Source organism: Pseudomonas sp. UBA4194, assembly GCF_002379585.1.
Lineage (GTDB): Bacteria > Pseudomonadota > Gammaproteobacteria > Pseudomonadales > Pseudomonadaceae > Aquipseudomonas.
In genome coordinates this window covers 51,039-67,876 of sequence record NZ_DFUE01000016.1, presented here as the reverse complement: position 1 = coordinate 67,876, position 16,838 = coordinate 51,039, and the positions used below count along the sequence as shown (strand labels likewise).

At 62.8% G+C, this 16,838-nt stretch carries 18 protein-coding genes; 5 read left to right on the top strand and 13 right to left on the bottom strand.

The features are described 5' to 3' along the window. From B3397_RS04030 to acnA, 12 genes are all read right to left on the bottom strand, one after another. The coding region (locus tag B3397_RS04030) for a methyl-accepting chemotaxis protein (RefSeq protein ID WP_296247511.1) at nt 1-1,329 on the bottom strand (1,329 nt) is incomplete at its 3' end. Between the two features lie 64 nt (nt 1,330-1,393). Next, nucleotides 1,394-2,161 carry a CPBP family intramembrane glutamic endopeptidase gene (locus B3397_RS04025; RefSeq protein ID WP_296247509.1) on the bottom strand — a complete coding sequence of 256 codons (768 nt, stop codon included), beginning with the start codon at nt 2,159-2,161 and terminating at the stop codon, nt 1,394-1,396. Nucleotides 2,162-2,244: 83 nt separating this feature from the next. After that, nucleotides 2,245-2,793: an RNA polymerase factor sigma-70 gene (locus B3397_RS04020; protein ID WP_296247507.1), complete on the bottom strand. Its 549-nt coding sequence runs from the start codon at nt 2,791-2,793 to the stop codon at nt 2,245-2,247. Between the two features lie 267 nt (nt 2,794-3,060). Continuing rightward, complete coding sequence (locus B3397_RS04015; RefSeq protein WP_296247505.1) at nt 3,061-3,948, bottom strand: metal ABC transporter solute-binding protein, Zn/Mn family; 888 nt, start codon at nt 3,946-3,948, stop codon at nt 3,061-3,063. Next, nucleotides 3,949-4,848, bottom strand: a complete 900-nt coding sequence (locus B3397_RS04010) for a metal ABC transporter permease (protein ID WP_296247503.1) — start codon at nt 4,846-4,848, stop codon at nt 3,949-3,951. Beyond that, nucleotides 4,848-5,597 carry a metal ABC transporter ATP-binding protein gene (locus B3397_RS04005; protein ID WP_296247500.1) on the bottom strand — a complete coding sequence of 250 codons (750 nt, stop codon included), beginning with the start codon at nt 5,595-5,597 and terminating at the stop codon, nt 4,848-4,850. The genes B3397_RS04010 and B3397_RS04005 overlap by 1 nt, the downstream gene beginning before the upstream one ends. Next, on the bottom strand, nt 5,594-6,523 hold the full coding sequence (locus tag B3397_RS04000) for a metal ABC transporter substrate-binding protein (protein ID WP_296247499.1): 930 nt from the start codon (nt 6,521-6,523) through the stop codon (nt 5,594-5,596). The genes B3397_RS04005 and B3397_RS04000 overlap by 4 nt, the downstream gene beginning before the upstream one ends. A 35-nt stretch (nt 6,524-6,558) precedes the next feature. Beyond that, entirely contained in the window at nt 6,559-7,122 is a 564-nt protein-coding gene (locus B3397_RS03995) for a DUF6162 family protein (RefSeq protein ID WP_296247497.1), read from the bottom strand. Next, on the bottom strand, nt 7,119-7,454 hold the full coding sequence (locus tag B3397_RS03990) for a hypothetical protein (RefSeq protein WP_296247495.1): 336 nt from the start codon (nt 7,452-7,454) through the stop codon (nt 7,119-7,121). The genes B3397_RS03995 and B3397_RS03990 overlap by 4 nt, the downstream gene beginning before the upstream one ends. Then, entirely contained in the window at nt 7,451-7,990 is a 540-nt protein-coding gene (locus B3397_RS03985) for a thiamine pyrophosphate-binding protein (RefSeq protein WP_296247494.1), read from the bottom strand. The genes B3397_RS03990 and B3397_RS03985 overlap by 4 nt, the downstream gene beginning before the upstream one ends. Continuing rightward, entirely contained in the window at nt 7,987-9,195 is a 1,209-nt protein-coding gene (locus B3397_RS03980; protein WP_296247492.1) for a PepSY-associated TM helix domain-containing protein, read from the bottom strand. Before B3397_RS03980 ends, B3397_RS03985 begins: the two co-directional genes overlap by 4 nt. Nucleotides 9,196-9,497: 302 nt before the next feature. Next, the gene (gene acnA / locus B3397_RS03975; RefSeq protein WP_296247490.1) at nt 9,498-12,245 is read right to left on the bottom strand and encodes an aconitate hydratase AcnA; all 2,748 of its coding nucleotides are present in this window, start codon (nt 12,243-12,245) and stop codon (nt 9,498-9,500) included. A gap of 136 nt (nt 12,246-12,381) precedes the next feature. On the opposite strand from acnA, the gene rlmM reads away from it, so the two are divergent. Further along, nucleotides 12,382-13,446: a 23S rRNA (cytidine(2498)-2'-O)-methyltransferase RlmM gene (gene rlmM / locus B3397_RS03970; protein WP_296247488.1), complete on the top strand. Its 1,065-nt coding sequence runs from the start codon at nt 12,382-12,384 to the stop codon at nt 13,444-13,446. A gap of 136 nt (nt 13,447-13,582) precedes the next feature. Further along, on the top strand, nt 13,583-13,831 hold the full coding sequence (gene tusA / locus B3397_RS03965) for a sulfurtransferase TusA (protein WP_296247485.1): 249 nt from the start codon (nt 13,583-13,585) through the stop codon (nt 13,829-13,831). A 2-nt stretch (nt 13,832-13,833) separates the two neighbouring features. On the opposite strand, the gene B3397_RS03960 is transcribed toward tusA, so the two are convergent. Continuing rightward, on the bottom strand, nt 13,834-14,694 hold the full coding sequence (locus B3397_RS03960; RefSeq protein WP_296247483.1) for a universal stress protein: 861 nt from the start codon (nt 14,692-14,694) through the stop codon (nt 13,834-13,836). Between the two features lie 135 nt (nt 14,695-14,829). On the opposite strand from B3397_RS03960, the gene B3397_RS03955 reads away from it, so the two are divergent. The 3 genes from B3397_RS03955 (at nt 14,830) to B3397_RS03945 (ending at nt 16,825) form a co-directional block, all read left to right on the top strand. Beyond that, the gene (locus B3397_RS03955) at nt 14,830-15,456 is read left to right on the top strand and encodes a tRNA-(ms[2]io[6]A)-hydroxylase (RefSeq protein ID WP_296247481.1); all 627 of its coding nucleotides are present in this window, start codon (nt 14,830-14,832) and stop codon (nt 15,454-15,456) included. 369 nt (nt 15,457-15,825) lie between these two features. Next, nucleotides 15,826-16,170: a YggL family protein gene (locus tag B3397_RS03950; RefSeq protein ID WP_296247479.1), complete on the top strand. Its 345-nt coding sequence runs from the start codon at nt 15,826-15,828 to the stop codon at nt 16,168-16,170. Nucleotides 16,171-16,390: 220 nt separating this feature from the next. Continuing rightward, nucleotides 16,391-16,825: an NUDIX hydrolase gene (locus tag B3397_RS03945; protein WP_296247478.1), complete on the top strand. Its 435-nt coding sequence runs from the start codon at nt 16,391-16,393 to the stop codon at nt 16,823-16,825. Nucleotides 16,826-16,838 lie beyond the last annotated feature (13 nt).

Sequence of the window (16,838 nt, the reverse complement as noted above, 5' to 3'; positions counted from 1 at the left end):
GTCGGCTTCCAGCACCCGCGCCACGCCTTCTTCAGCCTGACGGTGGCCGGCATCCATGGTCTGCACGGCGTTGCTGGCGGTGTGCTGCAGTTTGGCGATCAGGCTGTGAATCTGCCCGGTGGATTCGCTGGTGCGTTGCGCCAGTTGACGCACTTCATCGGCTACCACGGCAAAGCCGCGACCCATCTCGCCAGCGCGCGCGGCTTCGATCGCCGCGTTGAGTGCCAGCAGGTTGGTCTGGTCGGCGATGCCCTTGATCACGTCCACCACACCGCCGATTTCGTCGCTGTCCTTGGCCAGTTGCGTGACGGTTTGCCCCGTTTCCCCTACCACCACCGACAAACGCTGGATCGCCTCGCGGGTTTCGCCGGCGATAGTACGGCCACGGCCGGTCAGGCGATTGGCTTCCTGAGTGGCATCGGCCGTGCGCTGCACGTGGCTGGCCACTTCTTGAGTAGTGGCGGCCATCTGATTCACTGCCGCGGCCACCTGCTCGGTTTCCACTCGTTGGCGGTCCAGGCCTATCGAACTCTGGTGCGCCAGCGCGTCGGACTGCCGAGCCTGGCCGGTCAGATGCTCGGCGGTGTCCTGCAAGCGGGTCAGGCAGGTCTTCAAACGCGCCTCCTGGCTGAGGATGGCCATTTCCAGGCGTGCCTGCGGGCCGCGACTGTCGGTGTACATCTGCGCGATCAGCGGATCGGACGTGGCCTGATCGGCCAGGCGCAGCAGCCGTTTGATACCGCGCTGCTGCCAGCTCAAGCCCAGCAGGCCCAGCGGAATCGACAGCGCGGCGGCCAGGGCGAAGCCCCAGGAGGTGTTCAGCCAGGCACCGATCAGGAAGCCTACCTGACTGACCAGAATGAAGGGCAGCCAATCCTGTACCAACGGCAGCCAGCGATCACGCTGCGGCACCGCCGATTTGCCCCGGTTCAAACGCTGATAAAGCGCCTCGGCGCGGCGAATCTGTTCTGCGGTGGGTTTGACCCGCACCGATTCATACCCCACCACCTGGCTGTTCTCCAACACAGGCGTGACGTAGGCATTGACCCAGTAGAAGTCACCGTCCTTGCACCGGTTCTTGACGATGCCCATCCACGGCAGGCCCTGACGCAACGTGGTCCACATGTGCTCGAACACCGCGCTCGGGACGTCCGGGTGGCGCACCGTGTTGTGCGGTGCGCGGATCAGCTCTTCGCGGCTGAAGCCGCTGATGTCGGCGAAGGCGTCGTTGCAGTAGGTGATGACACCCTTGGTGTCGGTCGTGGAAATCAGACGCTGCTGGGCAGGGAAGGTCCGTTCGCGCTGAGTGATGGGCTGGTTGTTACGCATGAGTTTCCGTTCCGCGAGGCTTTGACAGGGTTTCGGCCGCAACCGCAAAACATTGAGCGCCGATTCACTGAGAGGCCAGCAAGGGGTAGGTGAACAGCCCGAAGTGAGCCAGGTTCAAGCCGAAGTGACAGGTGACGGCGCCTGCCAGGCCTGCGTATCGGTAGGCCAGTCCATAGCCCAGTCCTGCTGCGGTAGCCAGCAGAAACCACTGCCACCCGCCCCCCAGGTGCGCCACGCCGAACAGCACGCTGGCCGCCAGCAAGGCCAAGGTCTGGCCGCCGCTCCAGCGTTCGAACAGCCGGCCCAAGCCGCCCTGAATGTAGCCTCTGAACAACAGCTCCTCGACGATGCATACCAGCAGCAGATTATTGGCCGCCCATAGCCAGGCTCCCTCGGGCCATTTCGCTGCCCAGGTGATCACGCCCAGCATGACGCCTGCGGTCAGGACGATAGCCACGGTGCCCAAGACCCGCAACGCCAATCCGCGTAATGACCCGCGACGTTTTAGGATCAGCCAGGGGCATGCCAGCAGCAGCCAGAACCCGGCCAGGGGTTTGTCCAGATTCAGGTACAGGGTCAATGGCGTGGCGCCTGGGCTGAGCACCACAGCATCGATGACTCGGGCATTGTCGAACCCGGGTAGGCGATGCAGCGCCAAAGCCAGTGCAAGGACCACGAACAGCCCGTGCCCCACCCAGCGCAGCCGGGGGTAGCGCAGCGCTGCCCAGGCCAGGGCCAACAACGCGAACGCCGGAAGGCTCTGCAGGCCCAGGCTGCCATGATAGGCGGCGAGTGCGTACCCGCAGGATAGAAGAATCAGCCAGACTGCCATGGGGTATCCGTGCCCGTTTGCGAAGGCCGCAGAGCTTAGCGCAGCAGTCGCAAGAAAACTCGACGGGGTCGTGACACCATGCGTCAGCGTCCCGCGTGGCCTGGATCGCCCACCCCCGATGCCTTGCGGCAGTGAATCAGCGCATCGCGCACCATGAAGTTGACCAGGGTCGGGGAAACGCCCAGCTCCCGAGCGATGTCTTTCTGCATCGAGCCATGCAGGCAATACATTTCGAAGGCATAGCGCGTTCGCAGGGGTAACTCGGCCAGGGCGTCGGCGACGGCTTCCAGCAGGGTGAAATTGATGTGCGAATTTTCTGGAGTGGCCCCTTGGGTCACGACGTTCAGGCCTTCCTCTTCAGCGCCGCAATAGCGTTGTTCCAGCGCCTGTTTGCGATAGTGATCGATCGCCAGATTGCGCACGATGCGAAACAGGTAACCCAACTGGGCCTTGAAGGAACTGGTGATTTCGGGGGCTGACTCAAGACGAAAGTAGGCATCCTGCACCACGTCTTCAGCCCGGGAGCGACAACCCATGATGCGCATGGCAATTTTGACCAGGCTGGCCTGGTTGTCGATGAAGACTTGAAGCAGGGATGAATCGCACTTGCCTGTGGAAACATACTCCGTCATGGAAAATCGCCTTGCTGCGCTAGTTGGGGGGACGAACGGCGGGTGAGGCCGGCAACTGAATGCGCAACAAGTTATTCGTAATGATAATTATTGTCAATTGGCGGAGGGGGGTTGGGGTTTCTTGGGAGGTAGGCGGTGTATGGTCCCCTCACCCCAGCCCTCTCCCTAAGGGAGAGGGAGCCGATCGCGATCTGCTTTTAGCTCCCTCTCCCTCAGGGAGAGGGCTGGGGTGAGGGGACCATACACCGCAGAACTCAAGCAGCGCTGCTAAGATCCCAACCCCTGCAGCACCGCCGCAATATTCCCCCGCAAATCCGTCAGCGGATCATCTCCATCGGTCGCCAGCACCAGCAGGCGGCTCCCACCACTGGCGATGGCTGCCTTGACCGCCTCCGGCGGCTCGCGATGATCCAGCACCAGCGCCACCTCGTTGTCCTTGAGTGTCGCACTCAACGCCTCGAGCGCAGCCGGCGTCCACTGTTCATCGGTGCGCACCTCGGTAGCCACCGTGTCCAGGTTGAGCCCTGCCGCCAGATAGGCAAAGCGATCACTCAAGCTGACCACGCTGACATTGTCGGCCCGGGACAGCTGCATTTCGCTGTCGGCGCTGAGCTTGAGCAGTTCCTGCTTGAGCGCGGCCAGATTGTTCTCGATCCGCGGTTTGGCCGTCGGCGCCAGGCGTACTAGATCAGCGGCCAGCACATCGGCCATGCGTCCCATGTTGTTGCTCGAAAGCCACGGCTGGCTGTTCAGCCCCCCTTGCCCAGGCTGCAGGGCGATGCCCGGCAGCACACCATCGACCGGGCGTGCCGCATCGATTTCGACGATGCGGATATTGCTGCGCCGCGACAGGGGGTACAGCGAGTCCTCCGGCCACAGCGAGCGCAAGCCGATCACCGCATCGGCCTTGCTCGCCAGCCCTTGCAGCGCTTCAGCGCCACGGCCAGTGAAGTAGGCATTCTGCCGTGAGCCGGGCAGGTTCGCCGCCGCAGCGCGCTGCAGTTCCACCCCGCTGTCCTTGAGCAGAATCTGCCCCAGGCCATAGGTGATCGGCAGGCTGGCCAGCACCCGCACGGGAGTGTCGGCCGCGTGGACGTTGTGGGTGAGCAGGCCACACAGGGCCACGGCCAGGGTGAAGGGGCGAAAAGTAGGCATTTATCCAATGTTCCCTTTGAGACTGGGCACGGTGCCACGTGCCAGGGCGGCGAGCGCAAACGCGACACCGCAGACCAGAATGATTGCCGCGCCGGAAGGCACGGGGAGGTCGTAGATGATCGGCAGCAGAATGCCGCACAGCGTGCTCACGGTGGCGATGGCCACGGAGATCCAGAAGAACCCCTTCAAAGACTGGCTGAGCAAGCGCGCGGCGGCGGCCGGAATCACCAGCAAGGCGCCCACCAGAATTGCACCGATCACCTTGACCGCTGCCACGGTGATCAGCGTCACCAGAATCACGAACAGGTAATCCAGCGCTTTCACCGCCACCCCACGTACCGCGGCCAGTTGCGGATTGAAGCTGGCCAGCATGATGCGATTGTACAACGGCAGGCTCAGACCCAGCACGATGGCGCCGACCACGGCCAGCACCAGCAGGTCGTTGCCATTGACGGTGAGTACCGAGCCGAACAACACGTTTTCCAGGATGTGCACGTTGATCTTGCCGGCCAGCGTCAGCAACAGGCTCGCGCCCAGTGCCAGCGATACCGACAGGAACACCCCGATCAAGGTGTCGGGCGCCAGGCCCGTGCGGTTGCGCAGGTAATTGAGGACGATGCCGAACAGCAGACAGTAGCCGAACAGGCTGCCGTAGGGGCCGGTATAGGGTTCGCCCAGCAGGATGCCGATGGCCACACCGGTCAACGCTGCGTGGCCCACGGCTTCGGAGAAGAACGCGAACCGCTTGACCACGACCAGCGTACCCAGACCGCCCAGCACCGGACCGATCAGCAGGCCTGCCAGCAGCGCGTTGACCACGAAACCATAGGCCAGCGCGGCGGGCAGGTAGCCCGACGAGGCCAGGCCCTGGATGAACAGGCGAAAATGCTCGTAATCCATCAGACACTGGCTCCGCTGCGGGGATGGGTAGAGAACAGGTTGAGCAGACGCTCCGGGGTCAGGGCCTCGCTGGGTGAGGCGTCGAACAGCACTCGGCGGTTGAGCCCGGTGACCCGGTCAGCCAGGCGCTTGACCGCTTCCAGGTCATGCTCGATCCACAGCACGGTGATGCCGGCCTGTTGCCAGTCCTGCAGCAGGCGTTCGAACACCTGAATACCCGCTTCGTCCAGCGCCGACATCGGCTCATCGAGCACCAGCATCTGCGGCGCCGGAATCAGCCCCTGGGCCAGCAGCACACGTTGGCGCTCGCCGCCGGACAGGGCGCCCATGCGCCGCTTGCGCTTGTCCTGCATGCCAACGCGTTCCAGGGCTTCGCCGATGGCTGGGGCGTAGTGCCGGGACAGCCCGAGGAAGGCCGGGCGGCGTTGGCACATGGCAGCCATGAAGTCATCGACGGTCATCGGCAGGCCCCGGTCGAACTCCAGCGCTTGAGGCACATAGCCGAGTATCCCCGGCGTGCCGGGCCAATGCAGGCTCAACCGGCCGCGGTGGGGCATCTGCCCGAGCAACGTCTTGATCAGCGAACTCTTGCCGCCGCCATTGGGCCCGACGATGGCATGCACGCTGCCCGCGGCGACCTTGAAACTCACGGCTTGCAGAATGTCGGTCCGACCCAGGGTCAGGCCAACATCGGCGAACTCGATGGCGGGGCCTTGGTGAGCCAGCCGCAACTGCTCCACTGCGGTCATGCGCCGGACTCCTGAATGGCGCGCACGACCGTGTCCAGGTTGCCCTTCATTTCCTTCTCGTACTTTTCCGGGCTGTATTCGCCATAGGAAATATGGGACAGCGGATACAGCTTCACGCCGGATTCGCGCTGGATGGTCTCGACGTAAGCGGAGGGGAAGTCCATCTCCGAAAAAATCACCTTCACGTCCAGCTCGCGCAACTGGTCGATGGTCTTCTTCAACTGGCTGGGGCTGGGCTCGATGCCGTGCGCGGGCTCGACCACAGCAGTGACTTCCAGGCCGAACTCGCGCAGCAGGTAATCGTAGGCGGCGTGCACGGTGGCCACCCGCAACTCGGCATTGGGTGCCTGGGTCAGCTGCGCCAGCGCATCCGCGCGCAAGGTGCGCAGGCGCTTGCCATAGGCCCGTGCGTTGGCGGTGTAGAACCTGGCGTTGTCCGGGTCCAGCTTGCCCAGTTCCCGGGCAATGTTGTTGACCTGGGCGATGGAGGCGCTGATGGACAGGAAAGTGTGCGGGTTGACCACCTTGCCCGCGCCGCGGGCCATGGTGCCGGTGGCGGCCAGCAACGGCACGTCCGCGTTGGCCTCGATGACGGCGATGTCCGGTTTCTCGCTGGCCTCGATCATGCGGTCGGCGAAGTCATCGTGGCCTACGCCATTGAGCACGATCACGTCCAGGCTGCCGATGCGCTTGATATCGTCGGCGCGCGGCTCGTAGGCGTGGGGGTTGAAACCTGCGGGGATCAGCGGCACCACCTCGGCCTTGTCACCGACGATGTTGGTCACATAGCTGTAGTAGGGGTGCAAGGTGATGCCGATGCGCAGCTTTTTCGCCGTATCGGCGTAGGCGGATTGACCCAGCAGGGCGGCCAGCAGGCCGAAAGACAACAACCGCAGCAGCGGGCGACGATTCAATAGGTTGGGCATGGGTAAGCGGTCTTCTGGTCGAATAGGGCGGGGGATCAATGGCGATGCTGACGCGTCACGCCGGCATCGAACTGGGCAACCACTTGCTGCCAGCCGGCCTCCATCAAGGCCTGGTCACCGAGTGCAGTGGGGGCGACTGCGCCAGGGGTGCGGTTGACCCAGACGTCGGCGTCCGCGTCCGGCGCGGTGACGCGCAGCAGGAACGAGCCGGCCACTGCAGGCGCCTGACTCAGGCCCAGATAGGCGCCGTGCAGCAGTTGCCAGGCATGACTGCCGCGGCTGACCGAGCTGGCGTCCTGGGCAAAGGGGGCAAACCCTTCTTCGGCCAACTGCGCCGGAGTAACGGGGCCCTCCTGCTCCTGAGCCAGCAGCCTGACCTCGTCCAGCGTCACCCGCAGATCGGCGTAGATGCCCTGTTCGGCGGCGGTCAGGTCGCGCCGGGCGTCCAACTGGTGCGCGGGCACCTGCGCCACGTCGTGGCTTTCGCCGTGCAAAGCCACCACGCCAGCGGCCGCCAGTAGGATGAACAGGCTCAGCAGGGCCACGTAAAGGGTTTCATGACCGGCCCCGGCGGGCCGCACGACATGGGTGGTGGTCATGGTGCCTGGATGTCCGCTTGGTCGATTTCGACGACATGGCCGGGACCGGCATCGAACAGCACATAGAATTCGGCATTGGGCTTCTTGAAGGTGACGGTGGAGTCACTGCCCAGCTTGCCGGGGACCAGAATGCTCTCGTCATAGCCCACGACATCCAGCGTCACCCCAGGGGCGCCACTGCCGTCGGAGAAACCGCCGGTGCATTTGATCTGCTCGGCGTCGATCTGCTTGCATTCGCACATCGGGTTGTGGGCAACGGCCAGGCCGCTGAAACCGGCGCTCAGCAGCGCCATGGCCAGGGCCGAAGCGTAGCGGGAGAAGGTCTTGTTCATGGTGTGTTTCCTTGTGCGTTCAGCCAGGCGATGGTGGCAGGCGAGGCCTGGCTCAAGGGAATGGAGGCCTGATGCATGGAGCCGTCCCAGCCTTCCATGGTGATCCACAGCTCGGAATCGACAGGCGTACGGGTGGGTATCGGCAAGCCGGCGAACATGCGGTAGCCGCTGCCGAAGAAGATCACCCCGGCGGCGCGCAGGCTGCGCGGTTTGCCGATGCGTAGGTAGGTGGCCTTGACCTGGTTGACGCAGGCCTTGCACAGCGCGGCGTGGAAGGACTTGATGTCCTGGCCGGCGGAAGGCTGCGGGCCTTCCATGAGCGGTTCGGCCAGGGTCAGGCTCCATGGGCCCACGGCGATATCGCCGACGATGCGCTCGCCAAGTCCTGCATCACCGCGCTCCCGGGCGTTCTCGGCGAAGTAGTGGGGCATGAAGCTCAGCGGGATAACCACCAGCGCGACGTTGAGGTGAAAGCGCCATTTGTGCCAGAACTGGCCAAACGTCGAGCGCCGGGGCGCGGCAGCGGTTCTGCTCACAGGTTACCCTCCCGGGATTCTTGGGTCATGGGGCTCAACTGCCGGGCCGGCGCGCGTTCGGTCTTGGCCGTGCGTTTCAGCGCCTGAGCGGTGGCCAGGGCGGTGCGCTTGCTCCAGATCAGCAGCCCGCTAAGCACCATCATGCTCAACAACAGGCCGAAGAAGGCCCAGATCAGCTTGATCCACAGGCCGCCAAAGTCTCCGGTGTGCAGCGGCCGCATGGATTCGGTGACGAACTCCAGCTTGTTGCGGTCGCTGAGCAGGTGCGAGCTGATCAGTTGGCCGGTGTAGGGGTTGATGTTCGCGGTCTGGAACATCAGCGGATACCAACTGCGACCGCCGACCTCCATGGGGCTGTAGGCGTTGAGCGGCAGCGACACGTAGCTGGCATCCAGGCCAGGCACCTGTTGGCGTACCACGGCGATGGCCTGCTCCACAGGAATCATTGCAGCGGGCTTGCCATCGGCCATGATGGGCACATCGGCGCGGGCGATAACCGAGGTCACCGGGTTATAGCTGGAGATACTGATCTGGTTGTCCCAGAGAATCGCCCGAATCAGGAACCATACGCCGGTGATGGAAATGACCGCGATGAACCAGATCGACCAGATCCCGCTCAGGCGGTGAAAGTCACCCCAGAAGATCCGCGCGCCCTGATTGAGCCGCAGGGTGGGTTTGAGGAAACCTTTCCAGAACTTTTTGTACACCACCAGCCCGGTGATCAGCGATACCAGCATCGGCAGGCCGAGGAACGACACCAGGTACCAGCCCCACGAGAAGCCGTTGGTGAAGGGCACCAGCCACCAACCGTGCAGGGCCCGGGTGAAGGCCGGAAAATCGAAGCTTGGGCTCAGGCCCTGAAGCACCCCGGTGTACGGGTTCACGTAGACCGTCAGCGAGCGACCGTCCGGGTAGGTGACGCTGGCGTTGACCGCGAAGTAGTCGCCGTCGGGGTGCACCAGGTTGCTCACGCTGAGGTCAGGGTGGTCGCGCTTGAGGGTGCTCAACAGTTGGTCGTAGTTGAGCATCTGGGCATCGTCGGCGGGCCTGTTGGCGCGCATTTCCGGGTTGATCAGCCATATGATTTCGGTGCTGACCACTGCCAGCGTGCCGGTCACGCACACGATCAGAACAAAGAACCAGATAGGCAAAGCCAGCCAGCTGTGCACCAGGAACCAGATTTTCGAGCGAGATTTCTTCGACATGGGGTAACGGTCTCTATCCACGACACCGGCGCTTCAACGAGCGCAGCGGTGCAAGCGAATGTCTAGCCAAGGGTGGAAAGCGGCTATTGCAATCGATAAACGTGAATGAGAACAGGAATGTCTTACATATGTAGCTGAGTTATTTTTTACTAAATGTTTCTGAGGGTGGTGGGATGTGCGGGGGACGGTCCCCTCTCACAGAGAGAGGGAGCCAACCACCGATCTGCCTTTAGTCCCCTCTCCCTCAGGGAGAGGGTTAGGGTAAGGGGACCATCCACCTCGGTCCTACCTGCTATACCAGATCAAGCCACCTCACCAATCAACTGCCGCAACACATAATGCAGAATCCCGCCGGCCTTGAAGTATTCAACCTCATTGAGCGTATCGATGCGGCACAGCAGCTTGACCGTTTCCTGCTCGCCCCCCTCACGGGTAATGCGCAGATCCAGGCTCATGTGCGGCTGCACCTGGGCACCACTCAAGCCGACGATGTCCAGGGTCTCGCGACCGGTCAGCTTCAGGCTCTTGCGGCTTTGGCCATCGGTGAACTGCAGCGGCAGCACGCCCATACCCACCAGATTGGAGCGGTGGATACGCTCGAAACTTTCCGCGATCACCGCCTTGACCCCCAGCAGGTTGGTCCCCTTGGCGGCCCAGTCACGACTCGAACCGGTGCCGTACTCCTGACCGGCTATGACCACCAGCGGCGTGCCTGCCTGCTGATAGCGCATGGCTGCGTCGTAGATCGCCAGCTTTTCACCCGTCGGTATGAACAGGGTATTGCCGCCTTCCTCGCCGTCGAGCATCTCGTTGCGGATGCGGATGTTGGCGAAGGTGCCACGCATCATCACCTCATGGTTGCCGCGCCGTGAGCCGTAGGAGTTGAAATCACGTGGCTCCACGCCTTTTTCCCGCAGGTAGCGCCCGGCAGGGCTGTCTGCCTTGATGTTGCCGGCCGGCGAGATATGGTCGGTGGTGACCGAGTCGCCAAGGAGGGCCAGCACGCTGGCGCCGCGCACGTCTTCGATCACCGGCAGAGGGCCGGCGATGTCGTCGAAGAAGGGCGGATGCTGAATGTAGGTGGAATCGTCCTGCCAGACATAGGTAGCGGCCTGAGGCACTTCGATCGCCTGCCATTGTTCATCGCCGGCAAACACCTCGGCATATTCCTTGTGAAACATCTGCGTGGTGACCTGGGCCACCGCCTCGGCAATCTCTTTCTGGCTGGGCCAGATGTCACGCAGGTACACCGGCTTGCCGTTCTGATCCTTGCCCAACGGCTCGCTGCTGATGTCGACCCGCACGCTGCCGGCCAAGGCGTAGGCGACGACCAGGGGCGGGGAGGCGAGCCAGTTGGTCTTGACCAGCGGGTGCACCCGGCCTTCGAAGTTGCGATTGCCCGACAGCACCGATGCCACGGTCAGGTCGGCGCTCTGAATGGCCTTTTCGATCGGCTCGGCCAGGGGGCCGGAGTTGCCGATGCAGGTGGTGCAGCCATAGCCCACCAGGTCGAAGCCCAGCTTGTCCAGATACTCGGTAAGACCCGCAGCATGGTAGTAATCGGTCACGACCTTGGAGCCGGGGGCCAGGGAGGTCTTCACCCATGGCTTGGTCATCAGACCTTTCTCCACCGCCTTCTTGGCCACCAGGCCCGCCGCCATCATCACGCTGGGGTTGGAGGTATTGGTGCAAGAGGTAATGGCCGCGATCACTACGGCGCCGTTCTGCAGGCTGTAGGTCTGGCCTTCCCAAACGTATTCCGCACCTTCGGCCTGGTCGGCATTACCGACCGCCACGCCACCGCCGCCTTCACTTTCCAGGCGGCCTTCTTCCTTGCTGCTCGGTTTGAGCTGCAACCCGATGAAGTCGTTGAACGCGGCACTCACGTTGGGCAGCGCAACACGGTCCTGTGGACGTTTGGGGCCGGCAAGGCTGGCCTGCACTTCGCCCATGTCCAGGCCCAGGCTGTCGGTGAATACCGGCTCCTGGCCGGGCTCGCGCCACAGGCCCTGGGCCTTGCAATAAGCTTCCACCAGTTTGACGGTGTTCTCGGGACGCCCGGACAGGCGCAGGTAGCCCAAGGTCACGTCGTCCACCGGGAAGAAGCCACAGGTGGCGCCATATTCCGGGGCCATGTTGGCGATGGTGGCGCGGTCTGCCAGGGGCAGGTCGGCCAGACCGTCACCGTAGAATTCAACGAACTTGCCCACCACGCCTTTCTTGCGCAGCATCTGGGTCACGGTAAGCACCAGGTCGGTGGCAGTGATCCCTTCGTTGAGCTTGCCGGTCAACTTGAAGCCGATCACTTCAGGAATCAGCATCGACACTGGTTGGCCGAGCATGGCTGCCTCGGCTTCGATACCGCCCACGCCCCAGCCCAGCACGCCCAGGCCGTTGATCATGGTGGTGTGCGAGTCGGTGCCCACCAGGGTGTCGGGGAAGGCATAGGTGCGGCCGTCTTCCTCTTTGGTCCACACGGTTCTGCCCAGGTACTCCAGGTTGACCTGGTGGCAGATCCCGGTGCCCGGTGGTACCACGCTGAAATTGTCGAAAGCGCTTTGACCCCAGCGTAGAAACGCGTAGCGCTCGCCGTTGCGTTGCATTTCGATGTCAACGTTCTGTTCGAAGGCTTGGGTGGTGGCGTATTTATCGACCATCACCGAGTGGTCGATGACCAGGTCCACCGGCGACAGCGGATTGATTCGCTGTGGATCGCCCCCGGCCTTGGCGACGGCGGCGCGCATGGCGGCGAGGTCGACCACTGCCGGCACGCCGGTGAAGTCCTGCATCAGCACGCGGGCAGGGCGGTACTGGATCTCGCGATCCGAGCGGCGCTCGTGCAGCCAGTCGGCCAGTGCTTGCAGGTCGGTGCCGGTAACGGTCTTGCCGTCCTCCCAGCGCAACAGGTTTTCCAGCAGGACTTTGAGCGACATCGGCAGCTTCTGCAGGTCACCCAGGCTCTTGGCAGCGTCGGGCAAGCTGAAGTAATGGTAAGGCTTGCCATCGACGTCCAGTGTTTTGAGGGTCTTCAGGCTATCGAGGGAGGGCATGAGCAAACTCCTTATTGGGCCCGCACGGCACGGGCCGATTATTCAAGTTCTGTTTGAGGGACTTCCTTTGCATGTCGAGGGTTCCGATTTCCTTTATCATGCGCCGATTTCGGCCCATGGCGATGAAAGTCAGTTTATGAATACCTTGTTTATGCATTGCCGCCCCGGTTTCGAAGGAGAGGTCTGTTCCGAGATCGCCGATCATGCGGCCCGTCTGGGTGTGGCGGGGTATGCCAAGGCCAAGCCGCAGAGCGCCTGCGCCGAATTCATCTGCCACGAACCGGCCGGTCCCGAGCGGCTGATGGCGCAGCTACGGTTTAGTGACCTGATATTTCCGCGGCAATGGGCGCGGGGCGATTTCGTGCAGTTGCCCGAGACCGACCGCATCAGTGTGCTGCTTGAGCATCTGGTGGAGTTTCCGCGCTGCGGCAGCCTGTGGCTGGAGGTGCTGGACACCAACGACGGCAAGGAGCTGTCGAACTTCTGCAAGAAATTCGAGGCGCCGCTGCGCAAGGCGTTGATCCAGGCCGGTAGGTTGGTGGATGACCCGCAACTGCCGCGTTTGCTGCTGACCTTCAAAAGCGGCCGTGAAGTGTTTCTGGGGATGGCACCGGCGGACAACCTGGCCATGTGGCCAATGGGAATTCCCCGCCTGAAATTCCCCCGGGAGGCGCCCAGCCGTTCGACGCTGAAGCTGGAAGAGGCGTGGCATCACTTCATCCCTCGCTCAGAGTGGGATGAGCGCCTGCATGGCGACATGACGGGCGTCGATCTGGGCGCCGCGCCTGGCGGCTGGACCTATCAGTTGGTGCGTCGCGGCATGCTGGTGACGGCAATCGACAACGGCCCCATGGCTGAGAGTCTGATGGACACCGGCTTAGTCACGCATCTGATGGCCGATGGCTTTACCTACCGCCCGAAGCAGACGGTCGACTGGATGGTCTGCGACATCGTCGAGAAGCCGGCGCGCAATGCGGCGCTGCTGGAAACCTGGCTGGGCGAAAACCTCTGCCGCGAGGCGGTGGTCAATCTGAAGTTGCCGATGAAACAGCGCTACGCCGAGGTCAAGCGGTTGCTGGAACGTATCGAAGACGGCTTCAGGGATCGGGGCATCAAGGTGCAGATCGGCTGCAAGCAGCTGTACCACGATCGCGAGGAAGTGACCTGCCATCTGCGCCGGTTGGAAGGGGCCAAGCGGTAGGGTGTGTGGCGCCTGGGCTGGCGGCTTCGCGGCTTCACGCCGCTCCTACAAGGGGGGGCAGGATCCCCCACCAACAGCCATGCTATTGCCGCCACCGCTGCTACGGTTACAATGCCCTCCTGATCTGGAGCCCCCTATGACCGAACACTCGACCATCGACGCCACCCTCGATGCCACTGGCCTGTTTTGCCCCGAGCCCGTCATGATGCTTCATCAGCATGTGCGCGATCTGCCCGCAGGCGGGCTGCTCAAGGTCATCGCCACCGACCCTTCGACGCGCCGCGACATCCCCAAATTCTGCGTTTTCCTGGGCCACGAACTGGTCGAACAGCAGGAAGAGGCGGGCACCTACCTCTACTGGATTCGCAAAAGCGCCAGTGCCTGAGCTCAACCGGCGGCCTGTGCCTGGAGCTGGTCGATGATGTCCTGAGGCTTGAGCACCAGCACATCGCTTTCAAGCGCATCCAGGACCGTTTCTGCGGTGTTGCCGATCAACGCACCGGACAGCCCGCTGCGCGCCACCGTGCCGATCACCGTGACCACTGCGTCCAGTTCACGGGCGGTCTGGGTTATCGATTCGTCTGGCGGTCCCTCGGTGATATGCAGGTCGAATTGATCGATGCCGTAGGTTGCCTGAAACGCCTGGCATTGCTGACGATAGCGTTCGTCGATGCCGCCCTCGGTGTTTAGCACCGGTTCGGCGGTTGCCATGATGGGCGAAGGGTAGGCGCTGACAACGTGCAGTTGCCCCTTGGCCAGCGCGGCAATGTCGTGGGCATGGGCAACGATGCTGTGGTGCAGGCTGCGATGCTCACCGTCCGGGTTGGCAACGTCGACGGCTGCCAGCACGGCACCCTGCGCCCAGCGGCGGCGGGTCTTGACCATGAGCACTGCGCACGGGCAGTGGCGCAGGAGCTTCCAGTCCAGCGGCGTAAGCAGAGCCTTGGCCACACCGCTATCGGGCACATGCTGCTTGATCAGCAGCTCGCAGCCGTAAAGGGCCAGCTCGAACAGAATGGTCTTCTCGACGCTGTCCTGCCAGGCCTGCTCGCCCTCCGCGGTATAGCCAGCATCGCGCATGCAGCGCACCAGTTCGGCCATGGCATGGGAGTGGTCGGCCTGCTGGTCGCAGATCAACAGTTGCAGGCGGGCCCCGGTCTTGCTGGCGATCAGCTGGGCTCGATGCAGCGCCAGGTCATCCTCGGCGATGGCTTCCAGGTACACCAGGATACTGCGGATCTCTTGCATGGCGGCATCTCCAGGCGTGCGGGGGGCTTGTTCGATCAGCTCACTATAGCCGTCTGGCGCGCAGGCTCCAGCCCGCATACCCAGTTCGCTGACAGCTGGGTATAATCGCCCCCTTTTTTGCCTGGGGCCTGCGCGATGTTGTCTGAAATCCATGACTTTCTGGGATGCCGCACCCCTGACGCCTGGGTCGAGGCGGCCCTGGCCGACCCTGAAACCATGCTGATCGACCACAAGAACTGCGAGTTCAAGGCCGCCTCCACCGCGCTGAGCCTGATTGCCAAGTACTGCACACATCTGGACCTGATCAACATGATGTCGCGTCTGGCCCGTGAAGAACTGGTACACCATGAACAGGTGCTGCGCCTGATGAAGCGGCGCAAGATCGAGTTGCGCCCCCTAGGGGCTGGTCGCTATGCGTCGTCGCTGCGCAAGCAGGTGCGCTCCCACGAGCCGGTCAAGCTGGTGGATACCTTGGTGGTCGGCGCCTTCATCGAGGCCCGCAGCTGCGAGCGCTTCGCCGCGCTGGTGCCGCACCTCGACGAAGAACTGAGCAAGTTCTACAACGGCCTGTTGATGAGCGAAGCCCGCCATTACCAGGGGTATCTGAAGTTGGCCCACCAATATGGCGATGCCGCTGATATCGCCCGCGTGATCGAAAAGGTTCGCGAAGCCGAAGCCTGCCTGATCACCTCTCCAGATACCGAATTCCGTTTCCACAGCGGCACCCCCGGCGGGGCTGGGGTGCCCGTAGGAGCGGCGTAAAGCCGCGAAGGGGCCGGTGTGAACGCCAGGGATGTGCGCCTGCCCGTGCGGACGTCTTCGCGGTTGCACGCCGCTCCTACAGGGGGACAGTGTCTCCACGGTTGTACGCCGACCCTGCAGGTGTGCGGATGTCTTCGCGTTGTGCGCCGATCCTGCGGGGGTGCGGATGTCTTCGCGGTTGTACACCGATCCTGCGGGGGGCTGGGACACCTGTAGGAGCGGCGTAAAGCCGCGAAGGCGTCCGTGCCCGCACTGCACATCCTCAACCCCCCATCCAGCCCTCGGACCGCCGGGCACCGGTATTAGGTTTTAACGCCCCGAGCTGCTAAAGTGCCGCGCGTTATTACTTAAGCTTGAGAGGATTGTTTCATGGCCACTAACCGTTCCCAGCGTCTGCGCAAAAAGCTCTGCGTGGATGAATTTCAGGAACTGGGTTTCGAATTGAACCTGGATTTCAAGGAAAACCTGGCGGAAGAAGCAATCGATGCTTTCCTCGACGCCTTCCTCAAGGAAGCCATGGAGGCCAATGGCCTCGGCTACGTTGGCGGCGATGACTACGGCCTGGTTTGCCTCGGCAAGCGCGGTTCGGTCAGCGAAGAGCAGCGCAGCACCGTCGAAGCCTGGCTTAAAGGCCGCGACGAGCTGACCAAGGTCGAAGTCAGCCCGTTGCTGGACGTCTGGTACCCGGAAAAGCCGATCAACCCGGTCGCCTGATCCGAACGGGAGGCCGCAGCCCTGCGGCCTTCCGGTTGTAAACATCGCGCATCCCGCGCACCCTCGCTAAATACTCCCGCCATTCCCCGCACCGTCGACCGTTTTTCCACGTCGCACTGAACTTACGAAATCATCGAAAGGTCATCTTACCGACACCTTGGTGAAGCATGCTCATCCATGATTTGTGTTCAGAGCAGCCTGACCAACCGAGATCGACCCCATGGGATCAACAACAGGTGCATCGCAAGCCAACCCTGCCGCGCGCAAGGGTTTGAAGCAGCGTGCGACGGTCATCTACCGTCGTGATGAACAGATACTGTTCGTGCGCAAGCGCAACGCCAAGTGGAATCTGCCCGGTGGGCGCGTGGAGGAGGGCGAGACGCCTCTGCAAGCGGCGGTTCGCGAAATGGCCGAAGAGACCGGGCTGACGTTCGATAACCTGTGCTATGTGTCCGAATACGAAGAAGATCGCGTGATTCACTTCCTGTTCGAGGCCACCCGAACAACGTCGAAAAAGCCCAAGCCCTGCAACGAGATCGACGACTGCCGTTGGATCTCCGCCAAAGACGTCGACAAACGCAATGTCCGCGACCCGATCCGTTCATTGCTCAAGCGTTGCGCCTCCAAATTGCAGAGCAGTTGGGCCGTTCACTGATATCCAATCTCCA